Origin of the sequence: Cognatundibacterium crateris (assembly GCF_010078235.1) — a bacterium.
Taxonomy (GTDB): Bacteria; Pseudomonadota; Gammaproteobacteria; order Burkholderiales; family Burkholderiaceae_D; genus Undibacterium; species Undibacterium crateris.
Map to the genome: position 1 here is coordinate 325,854 of NZ_JAABOS010000003.1, position 23,384 is coordinate 349,237.

General features: G+C 52.8%; 23 protein-coding genes and 1 pseudogene. 5 read left to right on the plus strand and 19 right to left on the minus strand.

Features of this window, described 5'->3' with window-relative positions; all coding sequences use genetic code 11:
* The first annotated feature begins 185 nt into the window (after nucleotides 1–185).
* Both EYB48_RS07490 and EYB48_RS07495 read left to right on the plus strand, forming a co-directional pair.
* Nucleotides 186–1,277, plus strand: coding sequence for a porin (locus EYB48_RS07490; RefSeq protein WP_162019696.1), 1,092 nt, complete (start codon nucleotides 186–188; stop codon nucleotides 1,275–1,277).
* Between the two features lie 150 nt (nucleotides 1,278–1,427).
* Nucleotides 1,428–2,276 carry a hypothetical protein gene (locus tag EYB48_RS07495; protein ID WP_162019697.1) on the plus strand — a complete coding sequence of 283 codons (849 nt, stop codon included), beginning with the start codon at nucleotides 1,428–1,430 and terminating at the stop codon, nucleotides 2,274–2,276.
* 1 nt (nucleotide 2,277) lies between these two features.
* Here the strand turns inward: EYB48_RS07495 and EYB48_RS07500 are convergent, their stop codons facing one another.
* From EYB48_RS07500 to EYB48_RS07565, 14 genes are all read right to left on the minus strand, one after another.
* Nucleotides 2,278–2,808 (minus strand): DUF6985 domain-containing protein, encoded by a 531-nt coding sequence (locus EYB48_RS07500; RefSeq protein WP_162019699.1) that lies wholly within the window; start codon nucleotides 2,806–2,808, stop codon nucleotides 2,278–2,280.
* 193 nt (nucleotides 2,809–3,001) lie between these two features.
* Nucleotides 3,002–4,039: an adenosine deaminase gene (locus EYB48_RS07505; protein ID WP_162019700.1), complete on the minus strand. Its 1,038-nt coding sequence runs from the start codon at nucleotides 4,037–4,039 to the stop codon at nucleotides 3,002–3,004.
* Nucleotides 4,036–4,914 carry a xanthine dehydrogenase accessory protein XdhC gene (gene xdhC / locus EYB48_RS07510; RefSeq protein ID WP_162019702.1) on the minus strand — a complete coding sequence of 293 codons (879 nt, stop codon included), beginning with the start codon at nucleotides 4,912–4,914 and terminating at the stop codon, nucleotides 4,036–4,038. Before xdhC ends, EYB48_RS07505 begins: the two co-directional genes overlap by 4 nt.
* A 191-nt stretch (nucleotides 4,915–5,105) precedes the next feature.
* Entirely contained in the window at nucleotides 5,106–5,363 is a 258-nt protein-coding gene (locus tag EYB48_RS07515) for a BTH_I0359 family protein (RefSeq protein ID WP_162019704.1), read from the minus strand.
* A 204-nt stretch (nucleotides 5,364–5,567) separates the two neighbouring features.
* Entirely contained in the window at nucleotides 5,568–5,960 is a 393-nt protein-coding gene (locus EYB48_RS07520) for a GTPase (RefSeq protein WP_162019706.1), read from the minus strand.
* A 1-nt stretch (nucleotide 5,961) separates the two neighbouring features.
* On the minus strand, nucleotides 5,962–6,657 hold the full coding sequence (locus EYB48_RS07525) for a response regulator (protein WP_162019707.1): 696 nt from the start codon (nucleotides 6,655–6,657) through the stop codon (nucleotides 5,962–5,964).
* Nucleotides 6,658–6,746: 89 nt separating this feature from the next.
* Entirely contained in the window at nucleotides 6,747–9,092 is a 2,346-nt protein-coding gene (locus EYB48_RS07530; RefSeq protein WP_162019709.1) for a sensor histidine kinase, read from the minus strand.
* On the minus strand, nucleotides 9,089–9,676 hold the full coding sequence (locus EYB48_RS07535) for a DUF4390 domain-containing protein (protein ID WP_162019710.1): 588 nt from the start codon (nucleotides 9,674–9,676) through the stop codon (nucleotides 9,089–9,091). The genes EYB48_RS07530 and EYB48_RS07535 overlap by 4 nt, the downstream gene beginning before the upstream one ends.
* A gap of 54 nt (nucleotides 9,677–9,730) precedes the next feature.
* Entirely contained in the window at nucleotides 9,731–11,128 is a 1,398-nt protein-coding gene (gene rsmB / locus EYB48_RS07540; RefSeq protein ID WP_202927715.1) for a 16S rRNA (cytosine(967)-C(5))-methyltransferase RsmB, read from the minus strand.
* 296 nt (nucleotides 11,129–11,424) lie between these two features.
* Nucleotides 11,425–12,285, minus strand: a complete 861-nt coding sequence (locus tag EYB48_RS07545; protein ID WP_162019711.1) for an alpha/beta hydrolase — start codon at nucleotides 12,283–12,285, stop codon at nucleotides 11,425–11,427.
* 4 nt (nucleotides 12,286–12,289) lie between these two features.
* Nucleotides 12,290–12,634 carry a DUF1840 domain-containing protein gene (locus EYB48_RS07550; protein WP_162019712.1) on the minus strand — a complete coding sequence of 115 codons (345 nt, stop codon included), beginning with the start codon at nucleotides 12,632–12,634 and terminating at the stop codon, nucleotides 12,290–12,292.
* An 86-nt stretch (nucleotides 12,635–12,720) separates the two neighbouring features.
* The gene (locus EYB48_RS07555; RefSeq protein WP_162019714.1) at nucleotides 12,721–12,933 is read right to left on the minus strand and encodes a hypothetical protein; all 213 of its coding nucleotides are present in this window, start codon (nucleotides 12,931–12,933) and stop codon (nucleotides 12,721–12,723) included.
* 25 nt (nucleotides 12,934–12,958) lie between these two features.
* Nucleotides 12,959–13,486, minus strand: coding sequence for a hypothetical protein (locus tag EYB48_RS07560; RefSeq protein WP_162019716.1), 528 nt, complete (start codon nucleotides 13,484–13,486; stop codon nucleotides 12,959–12,961).
* Nucleotides 13,487–13,500: 14 nt separating this feature from the next.
* On the minus strand, nucleotides 13,501–14,433 hold the full coding sequence (locus tag EYB48_RS07565; protein WP_162019717.1) for a DMT family transporter: 933 nt from the start codon (nucleotides 14,431–14,433) through the stop codon (nucleotides 13,501–13,503).
* 222 nt (nucleotides 14,434–14,655) lie between these two features.
* Between EYB48_RS07565 and EYB48_RS07570 the strand changes: the two genes are divergently transcribed.
* Nucleotides 14,656–15,030 carry a hypothetical protein gene (locus tag EYB48_RS07570; RefSeq protein WP_162019719.1) on the plus strand — a complete coding sequence of 125 codons (375 nt, stop codon included), beginning with the start codon at nucleotides 14,656–14,658 and terminating at the stop codon, nucleotides 15,028–15,030.
* Nucleotides 15,031–15,060: 30 nt separating this feature from the next.
* On the plus strand, nucleotides 15,061–15,543 hold the full coding sequence (locus EYB48_RS07575; protein ID WP_162019721.1) for a GNAT family N-acetyltransferase: 483 nt from the start codon (nucleotides 15,061–15,063) through the stop codon (nucleotides 15,541–15,543).
* Here the strand turns inward: EYB48_RS07575 and EYB48_RS07580 are convergent.
* Nucleotides 15,527–15,814 (minus strand): DUF1161 domain-containing protein, encoded by a 288-nt coding sequence (locus tag EYB48_RS07580; protein ID WP_162019723.1) that lies wholly within the window; start codon nucleotides 15,812–15,814, stop codon nucleotides 15,527–15,529. The genes EYB48_RS07575 and EYB48_RS07580 overlap by 17 nt on opposite strands.
* Before the next feature lie 393 nt (nucleotides 15,815–16,207).
* Here EYB48_RS07580 and EYB48_RS07585 point away from each other — a divergent pair, with 393 nt between their 5' ends.
* On the plus strand, nucleotides 16,208–18,397 hold the full coding sequence (locus EYB48_RS07585) for a PAS domain S-box protein (RefSeq protein WP_162019724.1): 2,190 nt from the start codon (nucleotides 16,208–16,210) through the stop codon (nucleotides 18,395–18,397).
* A 48-nt stretch (nucleotides 18,398–18,445) separates the two neighbouring features.
* Here the strand turns inward: EYB48_RS07585 and EYB48_RS07590 are convergent, their stop codons facing one another.
* The 4 genes and pseudogenes from EYB48_RS07590 to EYB48_RS07605 form a co-directional block, all read right to left on the minus strand.
* Nucleotides 18,446–19,669, minus strand: a complete 1,224-nt coding sequence (locus tag EYB48_RS07590) for a DUF1501 domain-containing protein (protein ID WP_162019725.1) — start codon at nucleotides 19,667–19,669, stop codon at nucleotides 18,446–18,448.
* A gap of 16 nt (nucleotides 19,670–19,685) precedes the next feature.
* Nucleotides 19,686–21,200, minus strand: a complete 1,515-nt coding sequence (locus EYB48_RS07595) for a DUF1800 domain-containing protein (protein ID WP_162019726.1) — start codon at nucleotides 21,198–21,200, stop codon at nucleotides 19,686–19,688.
* Nucleotides 21,201–21,509: 309 nt separating this feature from the next.
* Entirely contained in the window at nucleotides 21,510–22,220 is a 711-nt protein-coding gene (locus tag EYB48_RS07600) for a DUF2076 family protein (RefSeq protein WP_162019727.1), read from the minus strand.
* 55 nt (nucleotides 22,221–22,275) lie between these two features.
* A pseudogene (locus EYB48_RS07605) lies at nucleotides 22,276–22,932 on the minus strand (ATP-binding protein); the annotation flags it as partial.
* Between the last annotated feature and the right edge of the window lie 452 nt (nucleotides 22,933–23,384).

Sequence of the window (23,384 nt, forward strand, 5' to 3'; positions counted from 1 at the left end):
ACTGTGCGTACTGCCTGCGTCGCCATGGTGTAGCCAGGGTTTCAGGCAACATGTTGCCTGCTGGCGTAACGGACATCGCTTACCAGCGATGTTTCCTAAAGCACCAAATGGGTTTTTGCCTTGTTGGGACAATTTTGCGTAAGTCCTATTTTTAACTTCTGTTTTCACTCTTTAAAGGAAAACCTATGCAATTTTCAAAAAAATCTCTGGTGTTGGCAATCGGCTCCTGCCTGCTGGCTGGCAGCGCAATGGCCCAATCCAATGTGACAGTACAAGGTCTGGTCGATGTGTATGCCGGCTCGGTCAAATTCAGTGGCGATAACGGTGCGCGCAGCTCGGTCAACAGCGGTGGTATGACTACCTCCTGGCTGGGTTTCAAAGGCGTGGAAGATCTGGGTGGTGGCCTCAAGGCAGAATTCGCGCTGACCAGCTTCTTGCAAGCCGATACCGGCGCATCTGGCCGCTTCTTTGGCGACACTATGTTTTCGCGTGATGCGAATGTGGCTTTGTCCGGTTCTTTTGGCCGCGTTTCTATCGGTCGTGATCTGGCACCTAACTTCCTGCCTACTGTGATTTTCAATCCTTTCGGCGACTCTTTCAGCTTCTCGCCACTGGTACTGCATACCTGGGTTCCTAGCGGTGATTTCGGCAAACGTAGCTGGGCGAACAGCGCTGCTGGTGATTCTGGCTGGAGTAATGAAATCATTTACTCGACGCCTAACATCAATGGTCTGAGCGCGAACTTCCATTACCAGTTCGGTGAAAAAGCCGGTGATACCGGTAGCAAAAATCTGGGTTTCAATGCGATGTATTTCAGCGGTCCGCTGGCCCTGAGTACCTACTACCACCAGGTACAGGTCGGCAATCCTACACCGGGCGCTATCGTCGATGCGACTGCTGCACCAGTGAATTTTGCGGCAATCAATAATCAGAAAAGTTTCTTTGTTGGTGCCAGCTATGACCTGACAGTCGCTAAGCTGTATGCAACCTATTCCAAAAATAAAAACGACACGGCTGTAGCGAAATCTATGGATGACAAAACCTATACGCTGGGCGCAAAAATCCCGGCTGGCGGCGGCGACATCCTGGCCAGTTTTGCCAGCACCAAGCGCAGTGGCGATCTGGTTGGCGCTGAACTCAAACGCGATACCTTCAGCGCTGGCTATGACTACAATCTGTCCAAACGTACTGATGTCTATGCATTGGTGATGAGCGATAAGCTGAGTACGGCGGATCGTGCGAACAGCGTGGCAGCAGGTATCCGTCACAAGTTCTGATCGCGACAGGCAGCCTTGCGTTATGCAACTGCCTACAATTCAGAATGATGGAAAAGGCCGGGATAGTTCCCGGCCTTTTTGTTGTCCTTGGTGCTCAGACCATATGATACAGTGATGGAAAAATCCAACTGATTACCCTGCGCAGCCAGCATGAAGCCCTTCCCGTCTGTCAATTTTGGTATGGCTAAGATACTGACTCATCCTTATTCCCGGCGTCTGCTGCGTAAAGGATGTCAGTTGCTATGCAGTGGCGTGTTGCTGCAGTCTCAGACGGCATTGGCCGCTGAACCATTGCGCCTGACTTTTTGCTACGACTCCGCGATCACCCAACTTTGGCTCACCCATAACGGCAGAGGTGTGTTGAACCAAATGCTTGGGGTCGCGCAGGAGAAACTGAATCTGCGCATACAACTTGACCCTTTACCTTGGAAGCGTTGCCTGCGCGATGTCAGCATGGGTCTGCGCGCAGGTGCGGTCGACGGCAGTTACAGTGAAGAGCGTGCTGCCTATGCGTATTATCCCGGCACGCCACAGGGAAAACCCGATGTCAATCGTCGTCTGCGTTACGGTACTTATGCCTTATATCGTTTGCGCGGTGCCGATGTGGATTGGGATGGCAAGCATTTCTTCAATCTGAACGGGCCTGTGGTGGCGCAGATAGGTTATTCGGTGGTCAGGGATCTTGGCAATCTGGGCGTCGCGACCGATGAAACACCGGGCTCGGTAGATGTGGTTATGCGTAAGCTGCTGGCGGGACGTGCGCAACTGGCTGCGGTATTTGCCGAAGAAGGCGACCGTCTTTTGAGCGCCCCGCCTTATGCGGGCAAGATAGAACGTCTGCCGATTCCACTGATAGAAAAACCGTATTTTCTGTTAGTGAATAAGGAGGTCTATCACACCCATCCTGAACGTATAGAGCAACTATGGACGACACTGGCGCAACTGCGCGAACAGCAGGAAAACAAGACTGCGCCAAAAAAGAAAACCGGCAGGCCCTAGATCAGCCCCGGCTTTGGTACAACACCTTATCCAGCTCTGGCAAGCCATATACATCGGCATAACTCAGGAAGTCATCGAAGGGGCCGACCTTGCTGATCTGCAGGCCATTTTTGAAGACCAGTTGCAAGCCTTCTTCTTCATTCCAGTCGCAGTCACATTCAAACAGCACATATACCGCCTGATCACCAGTCTGGCGGCGGCATACCAGCGCTTCCCAGCCAGGCTGGATGTGCTGCCATACGTCTTGCGGGGCTGCGATCTCTACGCAGTCCAGACCATCTGCTTTAGCCAGTCGTGAGCAATCGAGGTAGTAATGGAAAATCGCATCCTGTGCGGCCTTGAGCGCGGACTGATCCAGGCTCAGGAAATTCTGGATGGCACTCACAAACTCAGCCTGTTGAGGGTCAGTCTCATAGCCCTCCAGCAGGAATTCGCAATCGACCTGATCAAACAGTGGCAGAGCCAGCGGCGGACTGATCAGCCAGTCATTTTCTTCGTCTTTGATGAAGTTGCCAAATGGAGCGATGTGCATAGTGATTTTCCCGGTAGTCTGCAGCAGCCGCGAAGCATAGATGCCCGCGGAACGCCGCATTCTACCAAGCATGAGCGGGCTTGGGGACTATCCTGCGCCTTTTGTTAGGCTGTATTACGCTGTATCAGTCAATTCAGGCGCCAGCGTCTGTGCTGGCTGCCTGTTGTGTTGCCTGTTGTCGTGCTATGCCTGCTTAAATGCTGGCCTGTGCTGCTTGATAGGCATCGAGTTCTGCATACCAGCTTTGCTTCTGTTGTTCGCTCACGAAAGCCGCTTCAAAGCCATTGCGTGCGATCTGTAGCAGCTCAGCGCGGCTCAGATCCAGCGCATCTGCAGTGGCGATGAAATTATCATTCATATAGCCACCAAAGTAAGACGGATCATCGGAATTGATGGTCACACATAAGCCGGCGCGCAGCATACGGGCCAGATTGTGGTCGCGCAAATCCCTGACCACGCACAGCTTCAGATTCGATAAAGGGCAAACCGTCAGCGGCATGCGGCTGGCTGCCAGTTGCTGCATCAGGGCCGGATCTTCTTCTGCGCGTACACCGTGATCGATACGTTCTACCTGCAGCACATCCAAAGCGCCGTGGATGTAGGCGGGCGGGCCTTCTTCCCCGGCATGCGCGACCACGTGCAAGCCCATGGCTTGAGCGATCGTGAACACATGGGCAAATTTTTCGGGTGGATTACCCACTTCCGATGAATCCAGTCCCACCCCTATCCAGACATCGGCATACGCGTCACGCAGCGGCAGTGCAGATTCCAGCGTGGACATGGCATCTTCTTCACTCAGATGGCGCAGGAAGCACAGTATCATGCTGCCGGAAAAACCATGCTGTGCCTTAGCATCGCGTAAGGCTGAGGCGATGCCTGCAAACACTGTCTCGATCGCGATGCCGCGTGCAGTATGGGTTTGCGGATCGAAAAACAATTCGACATGGCGTACATTGTCAGCCAAAGCGCGCTGGATATAGGCCGCGGTCAGATCATAAAAATCCTGCTCCGTCTGCAGTACTGCAGCCCCCGCATAATACAGGTCGAGAAAGGATTGCAGATCGCTGAACTGATAAGCGGCGCGCACTTCGGCGACCGAGGCATAGGGTAGTTTGACGCCATTTTTCTGGGCCAGTGCAAACATCATTTCCGGCTCCAGTGAGCCTTCTATGTGTAAGTGCAGTTCGGCTTTGGGCAAGCCACGGATAAATTGGTGGAGTTCTGTACTCATCGTGCGTCCTGAATCAGCTGAGGGGTGAAGGGCGAGAGTGTAGGGCGCGCGGCCCAGACTTGCAATAACTGTGCAGCAACAGCCACAGCAATCACGCCTGGCTCTTTGCCTTTGATACCGGGCAGTCCAATAGGGCAAACCATGCGTGTTAAATCTTGCTTTGCGATGCCGCGTTCGATTAAACGGTGTTCGAAACGCGCACGTTTAGTTTGCGAACCGATCAGGCCGAACCAGCCTGCATCGCTACGTTTTAAGATGTGCTCTGTCAGCAGCAAATCCAGTCCATGATGGTGAGTCATGACCAGAAAGCTGGCACCTGGCGGAGCCGCTGCAATCAGCGCTTCCGGTGTGTCAGTCGCTTCGCTTATTACCTGCGGTGGCAGGTCAGCCGGGAATAAATGATCGCGTTCATCGACCCAGGTAATCTGGCAGGGCGTGGCTTGCAGGATATTGACCAGCGCCTGACCAACATGGCCGGCACCGAACAGATATAACTGCGGTAAATTGGCACGTTCGCGCTGCATGCTGGCTGTCTGTTGCTGCCACTCGGTGCTGTTCCAGCCATCAGTTCTTTCCAGTTTCAGGCTCAGCGCGCCGCCGCAACACTGGCCCAGGCTGGGTCCCAGTGCCAGATGTAATTCACGGGCCGGCCCCGGTGCGCCAGCCTCGGCCAGCCATAGCCGGGCAGTGGCGATAGCTTTCCATTCCAGATGACCGCCGCCTATGGTGTCGAACTGCGCCGCTGCCGTGACGAGCATGCGGGTACCGCTAATGCGCGGGGTAGAACCCTTGGCACCAGTGATGGTAATCAGCACGGCTTTATCAGCCGGAGTCAGTCTTTGCAAGGCTTGCAGATAATCGGGGGCACTGCGCATCAGGGTTACTCCATCCGGCTGTGGTAAGGCGCTCAGGTTGTAGCGTATGACAAAGTGACAGACACAGTGCGAAACAAGGCCTGGCAGTCACATTGAGCGTTTGTCTCTACAACAGCGAAGAGAAACACGATAGCAGTTTGCTGGAATCTAAGCATATAGCCAGCATGATGCTGGCTATAGCGGTGGGAGTATCAGTGCAGATAGACGTTTTGTGTGACCAGGCCGTGGTATTGACCGAGGAAGTCATCCACCTCTTCCATGCTGGGTTCACCTGCGATCAGTTCGGTCACATCATTGCGGAAGTTCAGTGCCGATGGGCCGCCGATAAACCATTCACGTTTTACGGTTTTATCTGTAATTTCAAAGCCGCCAAAGCGTAGTGCTTCATGATCTGCATCGGCGCCGTATTCGACGACACTGAAGTTGTCGCTGTTATAAATGAGATTCATTATTGGCATCCTTTCTGGCTGTAGAGATTATTTCTCTTGGTTAACCGGACATGGTGCTGATTACGGCGATTTTCAAGCGATAAGGACAGACTGTGGCGCGGAGTGTTGACTCTGCAATTGCAGTGTATAAACAATTCCTGCTCTTCGCCAGTTTTCACAGGGTGTTAGCAACAATGTGCAACAATTTCTCTTAGGCAGGCAAAGTTAAACATCCAGCCTGAGCAGGCTGGCGGGCGCAAACCAGTTGTCATACGGTGGCTGTGCCAGCGTCAGTTGTATGTTGTCCAGATGTGCGCTGCTGGCGACCGCCAGATAGAGGTGGGTGAGTGGCTGCCGCAGCAAGCGGTTCAGCGTGACTTTCATGGTCAGATTGCCGATACAGCAAAAACAGCCGGGTGCAATTCTGTGTACCAGCAAGCGACTGGAACTCTGCAACAACAAGTCACCTGCAGGCAAGCCTTCGAGTACTACGGCGATGCAGGCTGATGGTGAGGCTGATGCAGATGCTGGGTCAGCCTCACAGAGTTTTGCTATTGCCTGTTCACGCTGAGCATAGCTGCCACCGGCAACCAGCGTCAGCGCTAAAGCAGGCGGCATATTATTCGCCGCGTTTGGCGAACTTGACGGACTCCACACCTAATTGTTTGAGTTTGCGATACAGATGGGTACGTTCCAGTCCGGTTTTTTCGGCCACCCGGGTCATGCTGCCGCTTTCGCGATGCAGATGATATTCGAAATAAATACGTTCAAATGCATCACGCGCTTCACGTAAAGGCAAATCGAAAGACAGGCTGGCGAACTGATTCACCGGTGCCGCCGGTGCTGCTGTAGCCGCGTTGAAGCTGCGGTTTTCGAAGCTGTTTGTCGTTGTACTGACTGGCTCTGTATTCATTACGCGCATGGCCGGTGCAGCGGGTCGCACCGGTTCCGGCGTCCGGGTCAAGCCTTGTTGCACCGCTTTGAGTAATTTCTGCAAAGCGATAGGCTTTTCCAGGAAATTCAATGCACCGATGCGTGTCGCTTCAACCGCGGTATCGATGGTGGCATGGCCAGACATCATGATGACCGGCATATTGAGCAAACCGTCACGCTGCCATTCCTTGAGCAAGGTCACACCGTCGGTATCCGGCATCCAGATATCCAGCAGGACTAAATCCGGTTTTGCTTCTTGTCGTGCGGCGCGCGCTTGCTGCGCATTTTCCGCGAGTTGCACCACATGTCCTTCATCTCCAAGTATCTCCGAGAGTAATTCACGGATTCCCATTTCATCATCTACGACCAGAATATTTGCCATAAATTTACCCTATTACTGCCCCTGTGGTTTTTGATTTTTATACCTGCATTTCTCTGTTGGAAATGTCAGGTGAAGACCTGCACGCTTTTTTATACTGCATTTGTATCCGGTGCTAACTTTAACAGCAAAATCGCAACTTTTGCACCGTTTGTATCACTGCGATTTTGAATATCTATGCGGCCGCCATGTTCATCGATAATTTTTTTCACCATAGGCAGCCCTAAACCGGTGCCGCGTGGTTTAGAAGTGGCATAAGGTTCAAACGCACGTGCCAGGATTTTGCTGGAAAATCCTGGCCCATTATCGATGATAGAGAGCTTGACGGCGGACTGCATATCATTCCCTTTGCCTGCATAACGCACCAGTTCCGTAATCACATCGATGCGAGGTGGATAACCGGGATCAGGCTGATCCGTCACGGCATCCTGCGCGTTCTGCAGCAGATTATGTATCACCTGACGTAGCTGAGTCGCATCGCCCATGATCTTAGGCAGTTCAGGTGCGAGTTGCAGACGGATGATATCGCGTCCATCGCCAGCCAGATACAGGTGGACGACTTCATCGATCAGATTTCCCAGATCCAGCTGTGCCAGAACTGCTGGCGGTGTTCTGGCGTAGTCCCGGAAATCATCGACCATACGCTTCATGGAACTGACCTGATTGACGATGGTCGTGGTGCTTTTATTGAGTATTGCGGCGTCGGCTTCGCTCAGTTTATCCTGCAATTTCATTTGCAAACGCTCAGCCGATAACTGGATAGGTGTCAGCGGATTTTTGATCTCATGCGCTAAACGGCGCGCCACTTCACCCCAGGCGATAGAGCGCTGGGCAGAAATAATATTGCTGATGTCATCGAACACGATGACATAGCCTTCACCTGCACCAACCGGCAAATGCGAACCACGCGCCAGCAAGGTAATACTTTGTTTTTGCTGATCAGGCATGGCGTCGGCAGCGGACTCTTGCTCAGGGTCTGCATCCGGACGCGGCACTTCTATCTGCTGTTGCCAGTGCTGTTCCTGCTGATCGCCACCGGCTGCAGTTTGTGCATGTTGTTCCGAGAATGCCTTATCGATGGCATCGGCAAACGCCTGCATGCCGAGGATGTCGGCGAATGGCTTGCCGATTTCGCTTTCCAGCGGACGCTGCAAGATGCGCTCTACCGATTCATTACAAGTCACCAGCTTGCCGGACTGATCGAGCACCATCACACCCGCCGACATATTGGCGAGTACGGATTCCAGATAAGCTTTCGCGTTTTCCAGTTCAGCACGGTTTTTTTCCACTGCGGATCTGGCGTCAAATAACTGGCGCGTCATGGTGTTAAATGACTGAGTCAGGCTGCCCAATTCATCGGAACTGGCGACGATAGGACGCGGTGAGAAATTCCCTTCGGTGACTGCTTTCGTACCTTCCGCCAGTAACAGCAAAGGGCGCGCCAATTCACCGGAAATCAGGAAGGCACTGGTGATCGCTGCAAAAATCGCCAGCAGCAGCGTCAAGGTCAGCGTGAAAATATACATGGTCTTCAGACTGTTGCGGCCTAATGAACGCACCTGATATTCACTGGTCGCATTGCGCAACGCTTCAGCATGGCGCGCTATATTTTCAGGCACTGCTTGTATCAGTTGCAGGAAGTAAGTATCGCGGTTCATGGACAAGGCCATGTCACTGTTCTGCAGCTGGATCACGACCCGGGTACGCAAGGTCTTAGCCGGTTCCTGCGCCAGGATGGGCCGTTTCGCACCATTGGTTTCGTTGTTATCGCTGCTTTCTGTCGTCAGAATTTTTTCGTCTATCGCCGCATACATACGGCTGTTTCTTGCTTGCCGTATCATGTCTGCGGTCGGTAATTCCGGCACCAGACTGGCGACATTCTGGGTCGCACTGGTCACTACGCGGCCACGGCTGTTGACGATGGTGACTTCCTGTACCTGCGCCCGTTCACGCAGGCGTGACAGATGGATACTGAGGGGTGTTTCGGAAGGTGTGGATAATTCGCTGGCCATGTCGCGTGCTTTGGATTGCAGATCCGCCAGCAGGAAATCCATCGCGCTCAGACCCAGATTTTTTCCTGAATCGAGTGCAGATTCGACTTTGACGTCGAACCAGGATTCAATCGAGCGCGACACAAAGGTGACCGATACCATGTAAATCACCGAGCCTGGCAAAATACCGACCAGTGCAAACAGTAACACCAGTCTGGTCATCAGGCGTGAGCCGAATTCACGGCTGCGGAAGCGGCTGAATAAACGCCACAACAAGGCGACAATCAAAGCCAGCAGCGCCAGGGCGACGACCGCATTCGATGCCAGTAACCAGCCATAATACTGTTCAAAGCGCGCGGAATTTTCCGATGCGGTGGTCAGTAAAAACAGCAGGATACTCATCAGAGCCCCGCCTATGATTAAGGCATACCGCAAAAATCTTGTCACTTGTCTTCAGCCTTGAACGTAAAGCGTTTCCAATCCGAGGAGAAGCGCCAGTCGCTGTTATTAATTGAGGTAATCAGGAAAGTTTTAGGCAGATAACTGAGATCGAGTTTCAGTTTGACTGCCACGTTATAGACCGCACCATTGGTCAGTGTGCCCTTGTCCGCCACCACCCAGCGCCGTGGTCGCAGCACCAGCGCCATCGCTTCTTCCAGCGTTGGAAAGCTTTGCTGCAGGCCATTGTTGATGCTGGCCGTATATTGCCGGGTCCAGGGGTTATAGCCTATACGCACGGTTTGCACTGCGCGTATGGTTTTTTCATCGAACCAATACCAGCGTGGCCGGGTCAGTTCCACCTCGGTGGTGAATGAGATAGGAATTTCCTTGGAAATCGCATCGACCAGCCCATGGCTGAGTTCAAATGCAAAACTGGCGGACAGTTTATAACCTTCGTCTGAGGTTTCTATCCGTGCCGAGGTGATTTCCACTTCTGCGGCCTGGGTCTGCGGGCAGATCAGCACAGCCGTCAGCACTAACACGCATGTCAGCAGCAAACGGTTTAACTTATCTTTCAGGCTCAGGAGCATGCAAAGTGAAAAAAAATTGTGGAACTGAATAATAACTTGAAGCGGAGCAGGTCGTCAGTTTTGCATGGGCTTTTGGAACAAGGCATAGAATAATCCGTCGTGTTCGTTGTCAGGATCGGACGGATTGCCCAGACTAGGCAATAACTGACCCGGTGCAGCGAGACGGATCGCGCCATGACGTTCCGCAAATGCAGCGGCCTGCAATTCAGATTCTGCGGGCCAGATCGAACAAGTCACCATCAGCATTTTTCCACCTGGTGCCAGCATGCGCCACAGATTATCCAAAATACGGGTGGATAAGGCTGCCAGTTGGGCAGTATCAGTTTTGCGGCGTAACCAGCGGCTGTCTGGATGACGCCTGACCACGCCGGATGCGGTACACGGCACATCGGCCAGTATGCGGTCGAATGGCTTTCTGTCCCACCAGCCGGAGCGGCTGGCATCACCATCTTTAATGGCGCCGAATAATTTCAGACGGGCAAGATTATTATGGATTTTCTCTATCCGCACCGGATCGACATCCAGCGCCAGTAAATCGATATCTGCCAGTTCCAGCAAGTGTCCTGTTTTTCCGCCGGGTGCTGCACAGGCGTCCAATACCCGCATACCGGGGGCGATGTCGAGTAAGGGGGCGGCCAGCTGCGCTGCGGCATCCTGTACCGAGACCATACCGTCTTCAAAACCGGGTATCAACTGCACCTGCATCGGTTTTTGCAGTTTGATCGCGACCGGGCCGATCTGACTGGCCGCGATACCATGTTCTGCCAACAAGGCCAGATAGGCTTGCGGGCTGGTCTGACGCTGATTGACACGCAGTGTCATCGGTGGCGCGACATTGCCTGCTTTGAGTATGGTTTGCCAGTCTTGTGGCCAGGCGGCTTTAGTCTGATCGACCCACCACTGTGGATAATTCCAGACTGCGGCTGGTTGCTTGCTGACCAGTTTCTGTAACTCATCTTTTTCACGCAGATAACGGCGCAGTACCGCATTCACCATGCCTTTGGCGAACACCATGTGCGAGTTTGAGCTGGCCGCATTGACCGCCTGATCGACCACCACAAAATCTTCGTAAGGTGCTTCTTCGCCTTCATTGCGTACCAATAAGGTCAGTGCGCAGCATAATAAGCCGTACAGCAATGCAGGTTCCGGCGTTTTATTAGTCATGGCTTTGAGCAGCGCATCGACTTTGCCCACCTGACGCATGGTACGGTAAGAAATATCCTGAATCGCTCCGCGTGCCTGAGGCTGCGCATCGGTTTGCGCAAACACTTTGCTAAGTGCCTGCGGCAGCGCTGTGCCTTCCAGTACATAGGCGACCGCCTGTGCTGCACCGGCCAGACTGAATGCCAGCGAATCTGGTTTTATTTCCAGTAACGCTACACTATTATCTGACGGTTTTGCACTCGTCGTGCGGTTGGGTTTGCTCAGGGTTTTTCTTGGTTGATCTTGCATATATGTGTTTTGTAAATACCGGTTTCAGGCCCTAGTGTACCAGTGAGCACAGCGATACCGCTATGCAAGTTTGCTTGCTGGCCCAGAAAATGTGCCGAATGATTTAGAACTGAGGCAAAAAAGGTCTTGCCCTGTTCTGCTGAGTGAAGATTTGCCACACGGCTACGCCCTATGCGTTAGCCGTGTTGAAAGCAAAGGATAGCCGGAATGATAAGCCTGAGCAGTTTTACGCCGACATAGCATGATCGGCTGACCGACACAAATTAGCGCAGTGAATAGCGCAGTTAATAGCGCAGTTAAGCAGGCGTGAAATGATGAAGCTCCAGCCAGCTGCGCAGGTCATCAAACACCGTGCTGGCATCGAGTTCATTGTAAATTTCATGATACATGCCCGCATATTGATGCATGGTCAACAAGGTGGCGGGCAACTGACTCGCAAAGCGCAGACTGCCGGCCGGATCAACCAGGTGATCATCGCCGGCAAATTGTAGCAATACGGGGATATTCAGGCTGGCAGCTTGCGCATGACTGTCTTGCATGGCGTCCAGCATGCAATGTAGCAGCCGTGCACTGATGCCGCCATGAACCAGGGCGTCATTCTCATAGGCACGTACTACCTCAGCATCATGGGTCAGATAACGGGTATGCAGGCCGTTAGGTACCGGCACTCCCGGGAACAGCCGGAGTGCGATCGCAGCCAATAACTGTTGCGCCCGGTTCATCCGTATTGCCAGCGCGGGTGATGACAGGATCAGTGCGCGTATCTGCACCAGATTGCCGGTCGCCAGCCGGGCTGCGAACAGTCCCCCCATGCTGTGGCCGAACAGTAGCGGGTCGCTGCCCAGATGGCTACGGAATTCCTGCAACACAGCCTGCGCGTCCTGCAAAATGCGCTGGCTGTCGGGCACATCGCCGCGCCGTCCGCCGGATTGACCGTGCCCACGATGATCATAGGTTCTGACGCTGAAGCCCAGCCGGTTGAAAAAACGCGCCAGATGCGCATAGCGACCACAGTGTTCACCAATACCATGCAAGATCAGCACGCCCTGATCCTGAGCGCTGCCTGCAGACGGGCCCGGCCAGTCTCTGACGAATAAGGGAATTCCATCAGCGCTGATGTATTCCCATTCCCGGGTTTGTTCGATATGGGCGCTCATGCACTCACACTCCCCACATTACCTCTCGCTGCATTTTATTGGCAGCGTGTAGCATTTCGAGTACCGGGTAGACCCGGGTGGCAAAGCTTACTGGCTCAGGCTTTTCGTGATCATTGTCGTCACCGTTGGCGTTATGGTGGGCATTCACATCGCGGCTGACTTCATCGGAAATCGGATGCGCTTTGCTGTCGGCGACGGCGGCGTCAATTTTTTCTATGGCATGTGGCAGTTCAGCGGGCGTAATCACGCCGCGTTCCACATCTTTGTGCAGGATTTCGAGTATGCGTTTGGCATGCTCTTTGTACATGGTGATCTCGCTTGCTGCTTTTGATTTGAATGTGATCAGCATGGTCAGTTCTCCTTGATTTGGGATGGTAGCTATACGTTTTGCACACACCTTGTAGTTAGGACTTACGCAAAACCGCCCCAGCTGCGTTATGGCTCCTTGTCGTACATGCGTACTGCCTGCGTCGCCAAGGTGTAGCCAGGGTTGCAGGCAACATGTTGCCTGCTGGCGAAACGGACATCGCTTACCAGCGATGTTTCCCACAGCACCAAAGGGGTTTTAGCCTTGCCGGGACAATTTTGCGTCAGTCCTGTAGTGTGCAAAATTGCCAACAGGACATAGATTGCAGGCACTTCTATCATAATCCGAATTCTGTGCCTGAAAGGTTCATTTCGATTTATTCACTTTAAAAGATTGCAAAAAATTGTCTGCCACTTCGTCCTGTAAAGCCTGTTCCGGCCCGATAGCCACGAGTTGATACACCCATTTGCCATCAATGATGAAGCGCGCTGCCATTTTTAAAGGCTGGCCTTGCGGACTGCTGCCGCTGGCGATGATGTGACCGTTAGCCAGTGTTTGTATTTGTTCGGGTTGGGCGCGCAAATTCGCCAGCATGCCTTCGCGCATGGCTTTGGCAATCAGTCCGGCTTGTCCGGGGTCTGCTACCTGCACACTGCCAACGGCAAAGCTGATCTGCCCGGCTTCCGCCGCCAGCATATGCATGCTTAACTGTTGTCCCGCCAACTGGACCATTCTGGACATCGATGCTGGTTTAGCTGGCATTAACACTTGATAAGGCTGCTCGCTGCCTGTTACCTCGCGCCAGTCAAAGCGTGGGCTACACGCGCACAGCAGCAGGCTCAGGGATGCCAGCCAGGCGTATTTTGCGCATTTTGAAAAAACGAAGTTGTACACAGCTTCCACCTCACTCAGGATTGAAAACGTTTTAAGGCTGCCATGATACCTAAGACCAGCAGGGCGATCCCAAGCAGGATGGCGGGTGCGGGCCATTCCTGACGCCAGCAATAGGCGTAGGTCAGTGCAGCCAGTGTTTCAAACACGATTAACTGTCCACTCAGGCCGCGCGGTAATTGCTGACTGGCGTAATTCCACAGCAGGGTGCCGAGCCAGGATGCGAAAAAACCGAGTACCAGCATCAGGCCCAGATAGCGTAAGGGTTCTGGCCCGGTCAGCCGCAATGCAATTGGCTGGCTGGCATCTTGTAACAGGGTATAGAGCAGCATGCCGGCTGCAGCCAGGGGCAGTGTGGCCAGGCCCTGGGCGCTGGCCCAGGTGCTGGCTGAAATCTGCGTATGTTGTTGCAGATAGCGACTGTTTTGCAGCGGGTACCAGGTCCAGGCAGCCAGCGCGATACAGGCCAGTAATGCGCCTTGCCAATAGCTGCGCCATTGTCCGGGATGGAGCTGGGCAAGCTCCGCGCTGTTGACCAGCGCCAGTCCGCCGGCGATCAGTCCCAGTGGCAACACTAAATGACGCCAGGCGATGTGATGGTCCCCTTCAGTCGCAAATAATTTGGCACAGATCGCAATCACGACTGGCAAGGTGCCGATAATCAGCGTGGGTAAGGGCGCTCCAGCCAGTTGTATCGCACTGGCCAACGCAGCGTAATAAATCAGATTACCCACCAGTGCCAGCCGGAATGCGCATAACCAGTCTGTGCGTGTGAGCTGGCGCATCCGACGTCTGTCCAGCCAGGCCGGTAGCAAGGCTATCAGGCCGAAGGCCAGGTAACGACCCAATGATAATTGTATGCCAGTGTAATCCGGCAAGATCAGGGGAGTGACAAATACCAGACCCCACACTATGCCTGCACTCAGTGCGGCTAATATCCCGCTCAGCATGAACGTGCCGCAGCTGGCATAGACCGATAAAAAGCAGAAATAAGGGTAAGCGCTGAACAGAATGGGTTTTGCATGTTTAACCGCATGATAAGGATTGCCTAAGCTTGGCTACACTGGGGTATCATAAACCCGAATCTGCATCCTGGTCACATTTGTACAGGATGGCAAACCTTTTCGCTGGAGCCCGTCCGGGACTTCTGCTTATTTTATTCTGGTGGAGTTATGTCGCTTCGTTCTTCTCTTGCTATTGCTGCAGCACTCTTGTTGTTGACCACAGCTTGTGATCGCCTGGGCCTGGCTGATCCGGCCAAGGAAGCCGCACAAAAAGAATCCGATGCCAAAGCGACTGGCAGCGCCTGTCGCCATGCCGGACGCGCGATTGAAGATTGTTATGCGCTCAATCCAGATGCTGCAAGAGCAGCGGTCTACGCAGGCTGGAAAGAAATGAATGACTATATGCGCGAAAATAAGATAGACAACGTCAAACCGGAAATTGCGCCGAACGAGCCGCCGCTGCCCAAAGCAGAACACAGCGAGGAAGAAAGCTCAGCCTCGGCTTCTGCTTCCGCCTCGGCCTCCGCCAAATCGAAGAAATAATTTTTAGCGATGCAAATCAGGATACGCGCCATGCGCGTTGAAGATGTGCCTGCCGTTTACGCGGTGCAGGCACAAGTCTATGTAGTGGCTATGGTAGAGCCACAATCTCTGTTGCTTGAACGTTTGCAAGTGGCACCGGATAGCGCATGGGTGGCCGAAGACGCGGCAGGTGTCGGTGCTTACCTGGCTGGCTATCCTTCTGTGACCGGAAAAATCTCGGCTTTGGGTGCAGACTTTGCACCGGCTTCTGCGGCAAATGCACTGTATTTGCATGATATGGCAGTGGCGCCACGCATGGCTGGTCAAGGGGTGGCAGCGCGTTTATTCGAGGCGGCAATTCAGCTGGCCAGGCAGCGCAGTTATGCTGCTTTGTGCCTGGTGTCGGTACAAAATACACTTTCCTTCTGGCAGCGTTTTGGTTTTGAGCAAGAAACTATGCTGACGCCGGAGCAGGAGGCTTTGCTAGCTACCTACTCCGGTTCCGCGTATTACTGCCTCAGGCACCTGCCTTAGGCTCTGCGTCGGCCACATCATTCTTTTTCGCGGTTTTTTTGCGGATATAGATCACCTTTTGGCTACCACCTTCGCACACACCCACCACACGATATTTCGTTTCTGTATTTTTACTGATCACCTTGAGGGTGTAATCGTGTACGCCTTTGCCATCAAGCTTGGTATTGATTTTTTCTATGATCGCGTCGCAGGCCAGCTTGGCCGCATGTGCCGGCGCGAATGACAGCAGCATACCGAGTAACAGACCAGTTTTGATCATTGCTTGTTTCATACAGGGTTCTCCTCGTAGGTGATGGATGCTTACTTGCTTGCTGGTAAAAATTTATTGCTGTTTGACTATGGTGTGAATTCGCGACACTCTGCTCAAAAAGTCCGGAATCACTGCAAGGACTGGCTTACAGTTAGCCTGAGTGTCCGCTCTCTCCGGCTATGATGGATCACGGAACTGCCTTAAAACAAGGGGGGAAGCATAAGCGCGATGCTTGCCTGAATACGTTTTGAGCGACTCCATGATGAAATAAATATTTCCAATAGGAATTAATTGCAATTAACATAGATTTCTCTAGTTGCAATGTCCTATCATTTCACAAAATTTATACAAAGTGCAATCAGGAAATATGTTGAGAAGCAACACTACTGATCTGACCTGTCTCGAAATTACATCATGAAACCTGCAGGAGTACGTACCAGTCGCATTGCACGGGCATTTGGATTTTGCCTGGTGCTGGCTATTTTGCTGGCCGCCAGTGCATTTATCTGGACCTTAAGGCTGCAGGAAATCCATAAATGGGAGAAACAGGCGGAAACCTTCAGTCTGGTATTGGCGGAAAACACCAGCCAGCAAATGGACTTCGCCTACACAGCGATTTCCAGTGTGGCCGAACGCATTCAGGATCGCTGGAGTGTCAGTGCCGAGTATCTGACTAAACAGCTGAGTACCGAAGACTTTCATCAGATGCTCGCTGAAAAAGTTGCCTTGTTCCCTGCCATTGAAGTGATTTCAGTATTGGATGTACATGGCGACGTCGTCAGCAGCTCCAGACAATTTCCTGCGCCGAAATACAATTTAGCCGACCGCGATTATTTCGAAGCGCAGCGCGACAGCCCGTCGGTCGGTATTTATTTGAGTAATCCGGTACAGAGTAAAGCGACTGGGGAATGGCTGTTTTTTCTGAGCCATCGCCTGACCGGTAGCGATGGAGAGTTCATAGGTGTCGTGATTGTGGGTTTGTCGCCGAAATTTTATGCGCAAATGTATGAAAAACTCAGCGTCAATGGCGGTGCCTCGATTTCCCTGTTGCGTGAAGATTTGACCTATCTGGCGCGCTGGCCGGAAAACAGTGCAGTAATGGGCCAGCGCAATGTGCATGATGCGAGCATGTATCAACGCGTGCATGAGCAGGAAAAACGTTCCGGCATATTTATCACCGGGCAGGCGCATGGCGCAGAACATGCCAGCGGCACGACACGCATGACGGCGATTAAGACTCTGGATAAGTATCCGCTGATCCTGAATTTTTCTGTGGATGAAGACGTTTATCTGGCGGACTGGCGCAAAATCAGTATGGCAATTGCAATCGTCACAGCAGGCGCGATTGCGGCGGTGATAGCTGCATTCCGTATTTTGATTCAGCTATTCTTGCAGCGTGAGCGTGATATGCAGGACATGACTGCATTAAAGCGTGAAGCGGACGTCATTAATCAGAACCAAACCACCTTGCTGGCGAATCTGACCCAACAACAAACCGCGCTGAAAGTATCCTCAGATCGTCTTACTGCGATATTTGAAAATGCAGCCGACGGTATTGTGATGATAGACGATAAGGGTCAGGTTGAAGCCGTCAATCCTGTCGCTGAAGCGATTTATGGTTACAGTGCGCAGGAAGTGATCGGTAAAAACAGCCAGCTGTTTGCACCGCCAGGTAAGCAGGATTTACTGGAACTCGCCTTATCTCAGCAAAATTTCCAACTTACGGGCAAAGCGCGCCTGGAAACAGAGCGGGTACGTAAGGATGGCACACCTTTTCCGGCTGAGTTGTCTATCAGTGCCTACCAGCTTGCTGGCGAACGCAAGCTGATCATCATCGTGCGCGACATTTCAGAACGGCGCAAGATAGAGCGCATGAAAGCCGAATTTATTTCCACCGTAAGTCATGAGTTGCGTACGCCGCTGACATCGATTAGAGGTGCACTGGGCTTGATCGGTGGCGGGGCGATAGGCTTTGTGCCGGAAAAAATGCGTAGTTTGATACAGATCGCTCAAAAAAATAGTGAAAGCCTGACCCGGCTGATCAATGATCTGCTCGATGTACAGAAAATTGAAGCCGGAAAAATGGATTTTGAATTTGCTTCTTTTCCTTTGCGTCAGTTACTGGACAACGCTATTCAACAGAATCAAAGCATGGCGGCCAGTCTCGGTGTTTCACTGGTACTCGATGAAGGCGCTGAACCCGAATTGACTGTACTGGGGGCGATGTTGTTGCGGGTCGATGCCGGACGCTTCCAGCAAGTCATGGCGAATCTGATTTCCAATGCCTGTAAATATTCACCGGACAGCGGGCAAGTCCGTGTCATGACACAAATGATCGCAGCCAATCGGGTTCGTATCATCGTTGCTGATCAGGGTAATGGCGTCCCTGAAAATTTCCGCGACCGCATATTTGAAAAATTTTCACAGGCGGATTCTTCCGATACCCGCTCTAAGGGCGGTACCGGTCTGGGACTGGCGATCTCGAAAGTAATCGTGCATTACATGGACGGTGACATCGGCTTCTATAATGCCGCGCCTGAACAAGGTGGCGGCGCGCATTTTTATATCGACCTGCCTTTGCAGACTGTAACGGTAAAAGCGTAGCGCAAAGCACACCTGGCGTAAGACAGTCAGGCGTGCTTTGCGCGGAACTCAGAGGATGCCCAGATCCTTGCTTTTCACTCCCGCAAACACAGTGTCCAGCTGTTTGCTGTTTAAGCCATACAGACGCGCAAACAGGCCGCCGAATACCGCCCGGTATTCATTCAAAACCGGATAGTCGCGGTTCTGAAATAATTTACCCGGTGCCGGTATGATTTGCTCACCCGCGATACGACCCTGACCGCGGTCGCGGTTCAAACCACCGCCCAGCACCCAGTACACCGTGCCATGGCCGTGATCGGTACCACGTTTGCCGTTTTCACGGAAGGTGCGGCCAAATTCACTGATGACGACCACCGTGGTGTTTTTCCACTGGCTGCCCATTTCCTCGCGATAGCTTTGCAGACCACGACCCAGCTCTTCAAATTTCCCAGCCAGCGTGCCCTTTGCTCCACCCTGATCTACGTGGGTATCCCAGCCACCGACATCAACGAAACCTAGGGCATATTTTTCGCGCATCAGTTTGGCAATCCGCTGAGCTTCCAACGCAAATCCTTTGGTCGTGATTGCATTCCTGTTGGCTGAATTCATTTCTTCCTGCAGCTCTTTGATCACGTCGGCGCGGGTCTGGAAGCCTGTGTTGACCTGAGCACCGAGTCCGCTGTCGCTATACATTTCGCTGATGATGGCACGCTGGCGCTCATCAACGCTGGTTTTCGACGGGTTCTTCAGGGCCAGGTTGGTGGTACTGGTCGCCCCTTGCAAAATAAGCGGCAACTGATCGGTAAATGCCATGCTGGCGACACCCTGGCTGCCTTGCAAAACGGTCGAGAGCCGGTTCAGAAACCCAGAATGGAAATCGCGGCTGCCTTGTAAGGCTTGTCCCATCTCTATGCTATCCTGGGTCTCAAAGTGGCTGCGCGACAAATCATCGGTTCCGGCAAATGGAATAAAGCTGGCTTCACCTTGTTGGAACATCGGGTACAAACTCTCGCGCAAGGCTGGGTGCAAGCCCCATTCGCTATTGAGCAATAAGGCGCTGTCAGGCTGATTGCCAGGGCGCGCGATCGCGATATTCGGTCTGGCGTCATAATAAAACTGACTACTGTGCGGGATCAGGAAGTGACTCGCATCGTATCCACCGCGCAGAAAAACCAGCAGAAAACGCGCTTGTGAATTCGCGTTGGCGGCTCCCGCCATCACCTGACTGCTCCAGCTCAGGCCACTGGCACCGGACAGCGCAGCGATGGCGCTCAAAAATTGACGGCGTTGCATAGTGGATTCCTTACAATTAACGATGCATCATTTCTGGCGAAGACAGGAAGAACAGATTCCATTCCGTAGGCGAGCCGGCTTTTCCCAGCGCTTCCTGTGTGCGTGGACTGGTGCTCTTTACCCAGTTTTTCATATAAGCGGAATTGGCCAGGTTGGAGGAGGGAATGCTGGCAGGCGCAATGGGTGCCGCGCTGCCTTCCGTTTTTTCCGCTTTAAACAGATTCGGACTGCCATTCGCCAGCAGGCGGGCGATTTCAAAACGGGTACTCATCTGGCCCGGACTGGCCCAGGCACTGGCTGTCATTTGATAGCCATCCGGTGTCTGGCGGCCGTTAAATGGCTGGCCCATGGTATTGAGCCAGTTCAGCAGCGGTGAGGTATTGGTAATGGCGGAACCATCATAGGCCAGCCTGACATAGGACACGACGTAATGCAGCGGGTCTTTGAATTTTTTACCCAGCGAAGCGATAAATTCCGGTGAGTCAAATAAGGTACGCAAGGTGAAGGCAATATCGCCATCGCTGCTCAGGAAGCTTTGCGCCATCGCGTTGATCAGGACTTCCGAAGGCTGGTCAGAGACAAAGAAATTAGCCAATTTTTGACTGATGAAATGCGCAGTCGCTGGTTGTCTGACCAGCAGGTCCAGCACGTCATCCACTTCTTTCAGACCCTTGCCTTTGATCGTGCTGCCCAGCAGTTGTTTATCGCCAAAGTCATGCCGCTGCGGATTGAATTCAAACAAACCGCGTCTGACATATAAATGGCTGATTTCATGCTTAATTTTCGGCGCATCGTTACTCAGATTGACTCCAACGCCGGTCAGTACCCGCGCCAGTTCCTGTACGTCACGCTGGCTGTAGCCGCCATTGACGCCCATGGTATGCAACTCCATCAGCTCACGCGCATAGTTTTCGTTAATGCGGTTGACCGCATTGTATTCATTGTCCAGATAGCGCAGCATGGCCGGATGAAATACCGTGGCGCGTAATAAATCGCGGAAATTGCCGAGCGCATTAGGGCGTACCGCATGCTCTTCAAAATCACTTATCATGACACGCAGATTGTGTTTGCTATTGTGCATGTTGAAGTGATTCATCCAGAACCACGTCAATTGTTCATGCAATTGATTGCTGGCGTAAATCTGTCGTAACAGCGTGCGGCTGGCAGCTTCTTTGGCGAGCCGGTTCATCTCTTGCTGATATTCTTTGCGCAACGTGTCGTCAGTGCCTTTTTGCTGTTCAGAGGCGATACGTTTTGCCTCCATTTGGCGCACCAGACTTTCAAATGAATTCTGAGAAATCGTCAGCGCATTGATCTGATTCTGTATCGCTGGTGGCACCACACTGGTTTGACCACGCAGTTGCTGATCCAGATAGCGATCCAGCCCGACTGCCTGCACTTGTTGTTTGGTGCTGAAGTTACTGCCCCAGGTAATGCGGTTCAGTAATGCTTCAGGCGTTACACCCGCTTTGACAAAGGTATTGGATGGCGGTGGCAAGGCTGGACGTTTGTTTTCACTCTGTGGAGACATCAGAGATTGACATGCGGATAAACCGCAGAGGGCAGCGATGCTGAGAATTTTTTGCAGTCTTGTTGCGGTAAACATGAGCTCTCTTTTTCTTCAGGTACGTGGCACAACATGGTGATGATTGCACGTGAGCATACAACGAATCCAGTCCGGTTTGGACGACAGATTTTAAAAGTAGTTCGTCGCAGAAATGTATGGCTATGTTGCGCTTTGTATCGTCTGCCTACGCCTGACTATGTGTGGCTGCACTAAAAAGAAAAAGCCCCGCCGGAATGGGATTCCTGTGCGGGGCCGGACTGAGCTGTGGGTGTTTCAGATCAGATCCATGTCACTGCTGTCTAAACCTGCGCTGTCGTCCAGTGACTGTACGCTGTCCTGATCCAGACTCTCCAGTGGTGAACTGAGCGGCTGATTCTGATCGAAATAGCCAGGTTGTAGTCCGCCATCGTTATTGCTCAGACTGGCGGCACCGGATGGGGCGGAAGCCAGCCCCTGTTGAGCCGTGCCGCCCATCATATGACTGATACCCTGATACAGAAAGGCACCGGCTGCTACGCCAGCCGCTGTTGCTGCGACTGTGCCCAACATCGAACCGGACTGACCGAACAGGCCAGAACCCGCTGCCGGAGCGGGATTCCAGGCTGGAGTGGATGGCGTCGCAGGTGGATAAGAGCTTGCCGCCATGGCGGATGTCGCTGCCGGGCGCGTCACTGCGCTATTCCCCCAGCCTGTATTGCCTGCATCCAGAAAACGCGGTGATGTCTGGCTATTGGTCTGTTGATTCAATTGATTGAGTGCTTTTTGCTCACGTAAATCCGCTTGTAATGCGGCGATCTGGCTGTTAGCGTCTGCCAGCGCCTGTTCCAGCAGCAATGCACGCTGCACCAGCAGATAACTGGCGTGCTGTTGTTTGCTGACCGCCTGCTGTATCAGTGTTTGTGCCTGCGGGTCGGGGTTCACAGCGCTGACCTGAACTAACTGGTCCAGAAAATTCTGCAATACCTGGGTTTCTTGTGGGGACATGATGGACTCCTGAGGAAGACAGTACTTCCCCTATGTGGTCATGTCTGCGCTGATTTCAATGCTCTGCCAGCGCGCGCCGGTATTGTATGGCTTCGGCGATATGGGGTGGTTGTATCAGCTCACTGCCAGCCAGATCAGCGATGGTGCGTGCCAGTTTGAGCACGCGGTGGTAGGCGCGGGCTGACCAGCTGAACTTTTGCATGGCTTGCTGCAGCAGTGCTTCGCCGCGCTGGTCAGCGCGGCAATAGGTGTCGATGGCACGGGTATTGAGGAAGCTATTGGCATAGCCCTGGCGCTGCAATTGACGTGCAAACGCGGCCTCCACCCGCGCATGGATGGCGGCACTGGGTTCGCCATCGGCCTGACGGGTTAAATCTGCCTGGGGCAGTGCCCCAACCTGAATCTGCACATCGATACGGTCTGCCAGCGGGCCGGAAATCTTGCCCTGATAACGCGCGATCAGATCCGGCGAACAGCGACATTTACCATTCGGATGACCCAGATAGCCGCAGGGACAGGGATTCATTGCGGCGATCAGTTGAAACGCCGCCGGGAATTCTGCCTGACGCGCTGCGCGTGAAATATGAATGCGACCTGACTCCATCGGTTCGCGCAGGACTTCTAATACCTTGCGGTCAAACTCAGGCAATTCATCCAGAAACAGCACGCCACGATGGGCCAGTGAAATCTCACCTGGTCGCGGTGTGCTGCCACTGGTCAAATTATCGCTATTTAAGAATTTCACAAAATTACTTAAGAAAATTACCCAGTTTTTGGGAGATATTTTCTAAATTGCTATTAAGTCTAGTTGGTCACGCTAAATTGTCCGCTGGGTCGCAGGCCCGTGTCCGGAGAACTGGCAGAACAAAACATGAAGATCAACTGTATCCGAATCTCGTATGTCCCGAACTACGCTCATTACAAAAATAATAGCGACAATTTGCACGCTTCTGGCAAGAGCTTGCACATTAAGGTGTTATTTACCAACGATACAAAAGTGTTAAATGTTATTTAATAATTTATTGCAATGATTTGTATTTTCCCCTTCCTTGCACCATGGCTCAGTTGCTTGCACAGTGCATGGAAGGGGCATCGTACAGGTCCTTCCGATCGGTTCTTGCTTAGAAAATCTGCGGAAGTCATGATATGCATGGTGTGCGCATT

Coding starts and splice junctions, on each gene's coding strand:
- EYB48_RS07490 (WP_162019696.1), top strand. CDS start 186: ATGCAATTTTCAAAAAAATCTCTGGTGTTGGCAATCGGCTCCTGCCTG.
- EYB48_RS07495 (WP_162019697.1), top strand. CDS start 1,428: ATGAAGCCCTTCCCGTCTGTCAATTTTGGTATGGCTAAGATACTGACT.
- EYB48_RS07500 (WP_162019699.1), bottom strand. CDS start 2,808: ATGCACATCGCTCCATTTGGCAACTTCATCAAAGACGAAGAAAATGAC.
- EYB48_RS07505 (WP_162019700.1), bottom strand. CDS start 4,039: ATGAGTACAGAACTCCACCAATTTATCCGTGGCTTGCCCAAAGCCGAA.
- xdhC (WP_162019702.1), bottom strand. CDS start 4,914: ATGCGCAGTGCCCCCGATTATCTGCAAGCCTTGCAAAGACTGACTCCG.
- EYB48_RS07515 (WP_162019704.1), bottom strand. CDS start 5,363: ATGAATCTCATTTATAACAGCGACAACTTCAGTGTCGTCGAATACGGC.
- EYB48_RS07520 (WP_162019706.1), bottom strand. CDS start 5,960: ATGCCGCCTGCTTTAGCGCTGACGCTGGTTGCCGGTGGCAGCTATGCT.
- EYB48_RS07525 (WP_162019707.1), bottom strand. CDS start 6,657: ATGGCAAATATTCTGGTCGTAGATGATGAAATGGGAATCCGTGAATTA.
- EYB48_RS07535 (WP_162019710.1), bottom strand. CDS start 9,676: ATGCTCCTGAGCCTGAAAGATAAGTTAAACCGTTTGCTGCTGACATGC.
- rsmB (WP_202927715.1), bottom strand. CDS start 11,128: ATGCAAGATCAACCAAGAAAAACCCTGAGCAAACCCAACCGCACGACG.
- EYB48_RS07545 (WP_162019711.1), bottom strand. CDS start 12,285: ATGAGCGCCCATATCGAACAAACCCGGGAATGGGAATACATCAGCGCT.
- EYB48_RS07550 (WP_162019712.1), bottom strand. CDS start 12,634: ATGCTGATCACATTCAAATCAAAAGCAGCAAGCGAGATCACCATGTAC.
- EYB48_RS07555 (WP_162019714.1), bottom strand. CDS start 12,933: ATGATAGAAGTGCCTGCAATCTATGTCCTGTTGGCAATTTTGCACACT.
- EYB48_RS07565 (WP_162019717.1), bottom strand. CDS start 14,433: ATGCTGAGCGGGATATTAGCCGCACTGAGTGCAGGCATAGTGTGGGGT.
- EYB48_RS07570 (WP_162019719.1), top strand. CDS start 14,656: ATGTCGCTTCGTTCTTCTCTTGCTATTGCTGCAGCACTCTTGTTGTTG.
- EYB48_RS07575 (WP_162019721.1), top strand. CDS start 15,061: ATGCGCGTTGAAGATGTGCCTGCCGTTTACGCGGTGCAGGCACAAGTC.
- EYB48_RS07580 (WP_162019723.1), bottom strand. CDS start 15,814: ATGAAACAAGCAATGATCAAAACTGGTCTGTTACTCGGTATGCTGCTG.
- EYB48_RS07585 (WP_162019724.1), top strand. CDS start 16,208: ATGAAACCTGCAGGAGTACGTACCAGTCGCATTGCACGGGCATTTGGA.
- EYB48_RS07590 (WP_162019725.1), bottom strand. CDS start 19,669: ATGCAACGCCGTCAATTTTTGAGCGCCATCGCTGCGCTGTCCGGTGCC.
- EYB48_RS07595 (WP_162019726.1), bottom strand. CDS start 21,200: ATGTCTCCACAGAGTGAAAACAAACGTCCAGCCTTGCCACCGCCATCC.
- EYB48_RS07600 (WP_162019727.1), bottom strand. CDS start 22,220: ATGTCCCCACAAGAAACCCAGGTATTGCAGAATTTTCTGGACCAGTTA.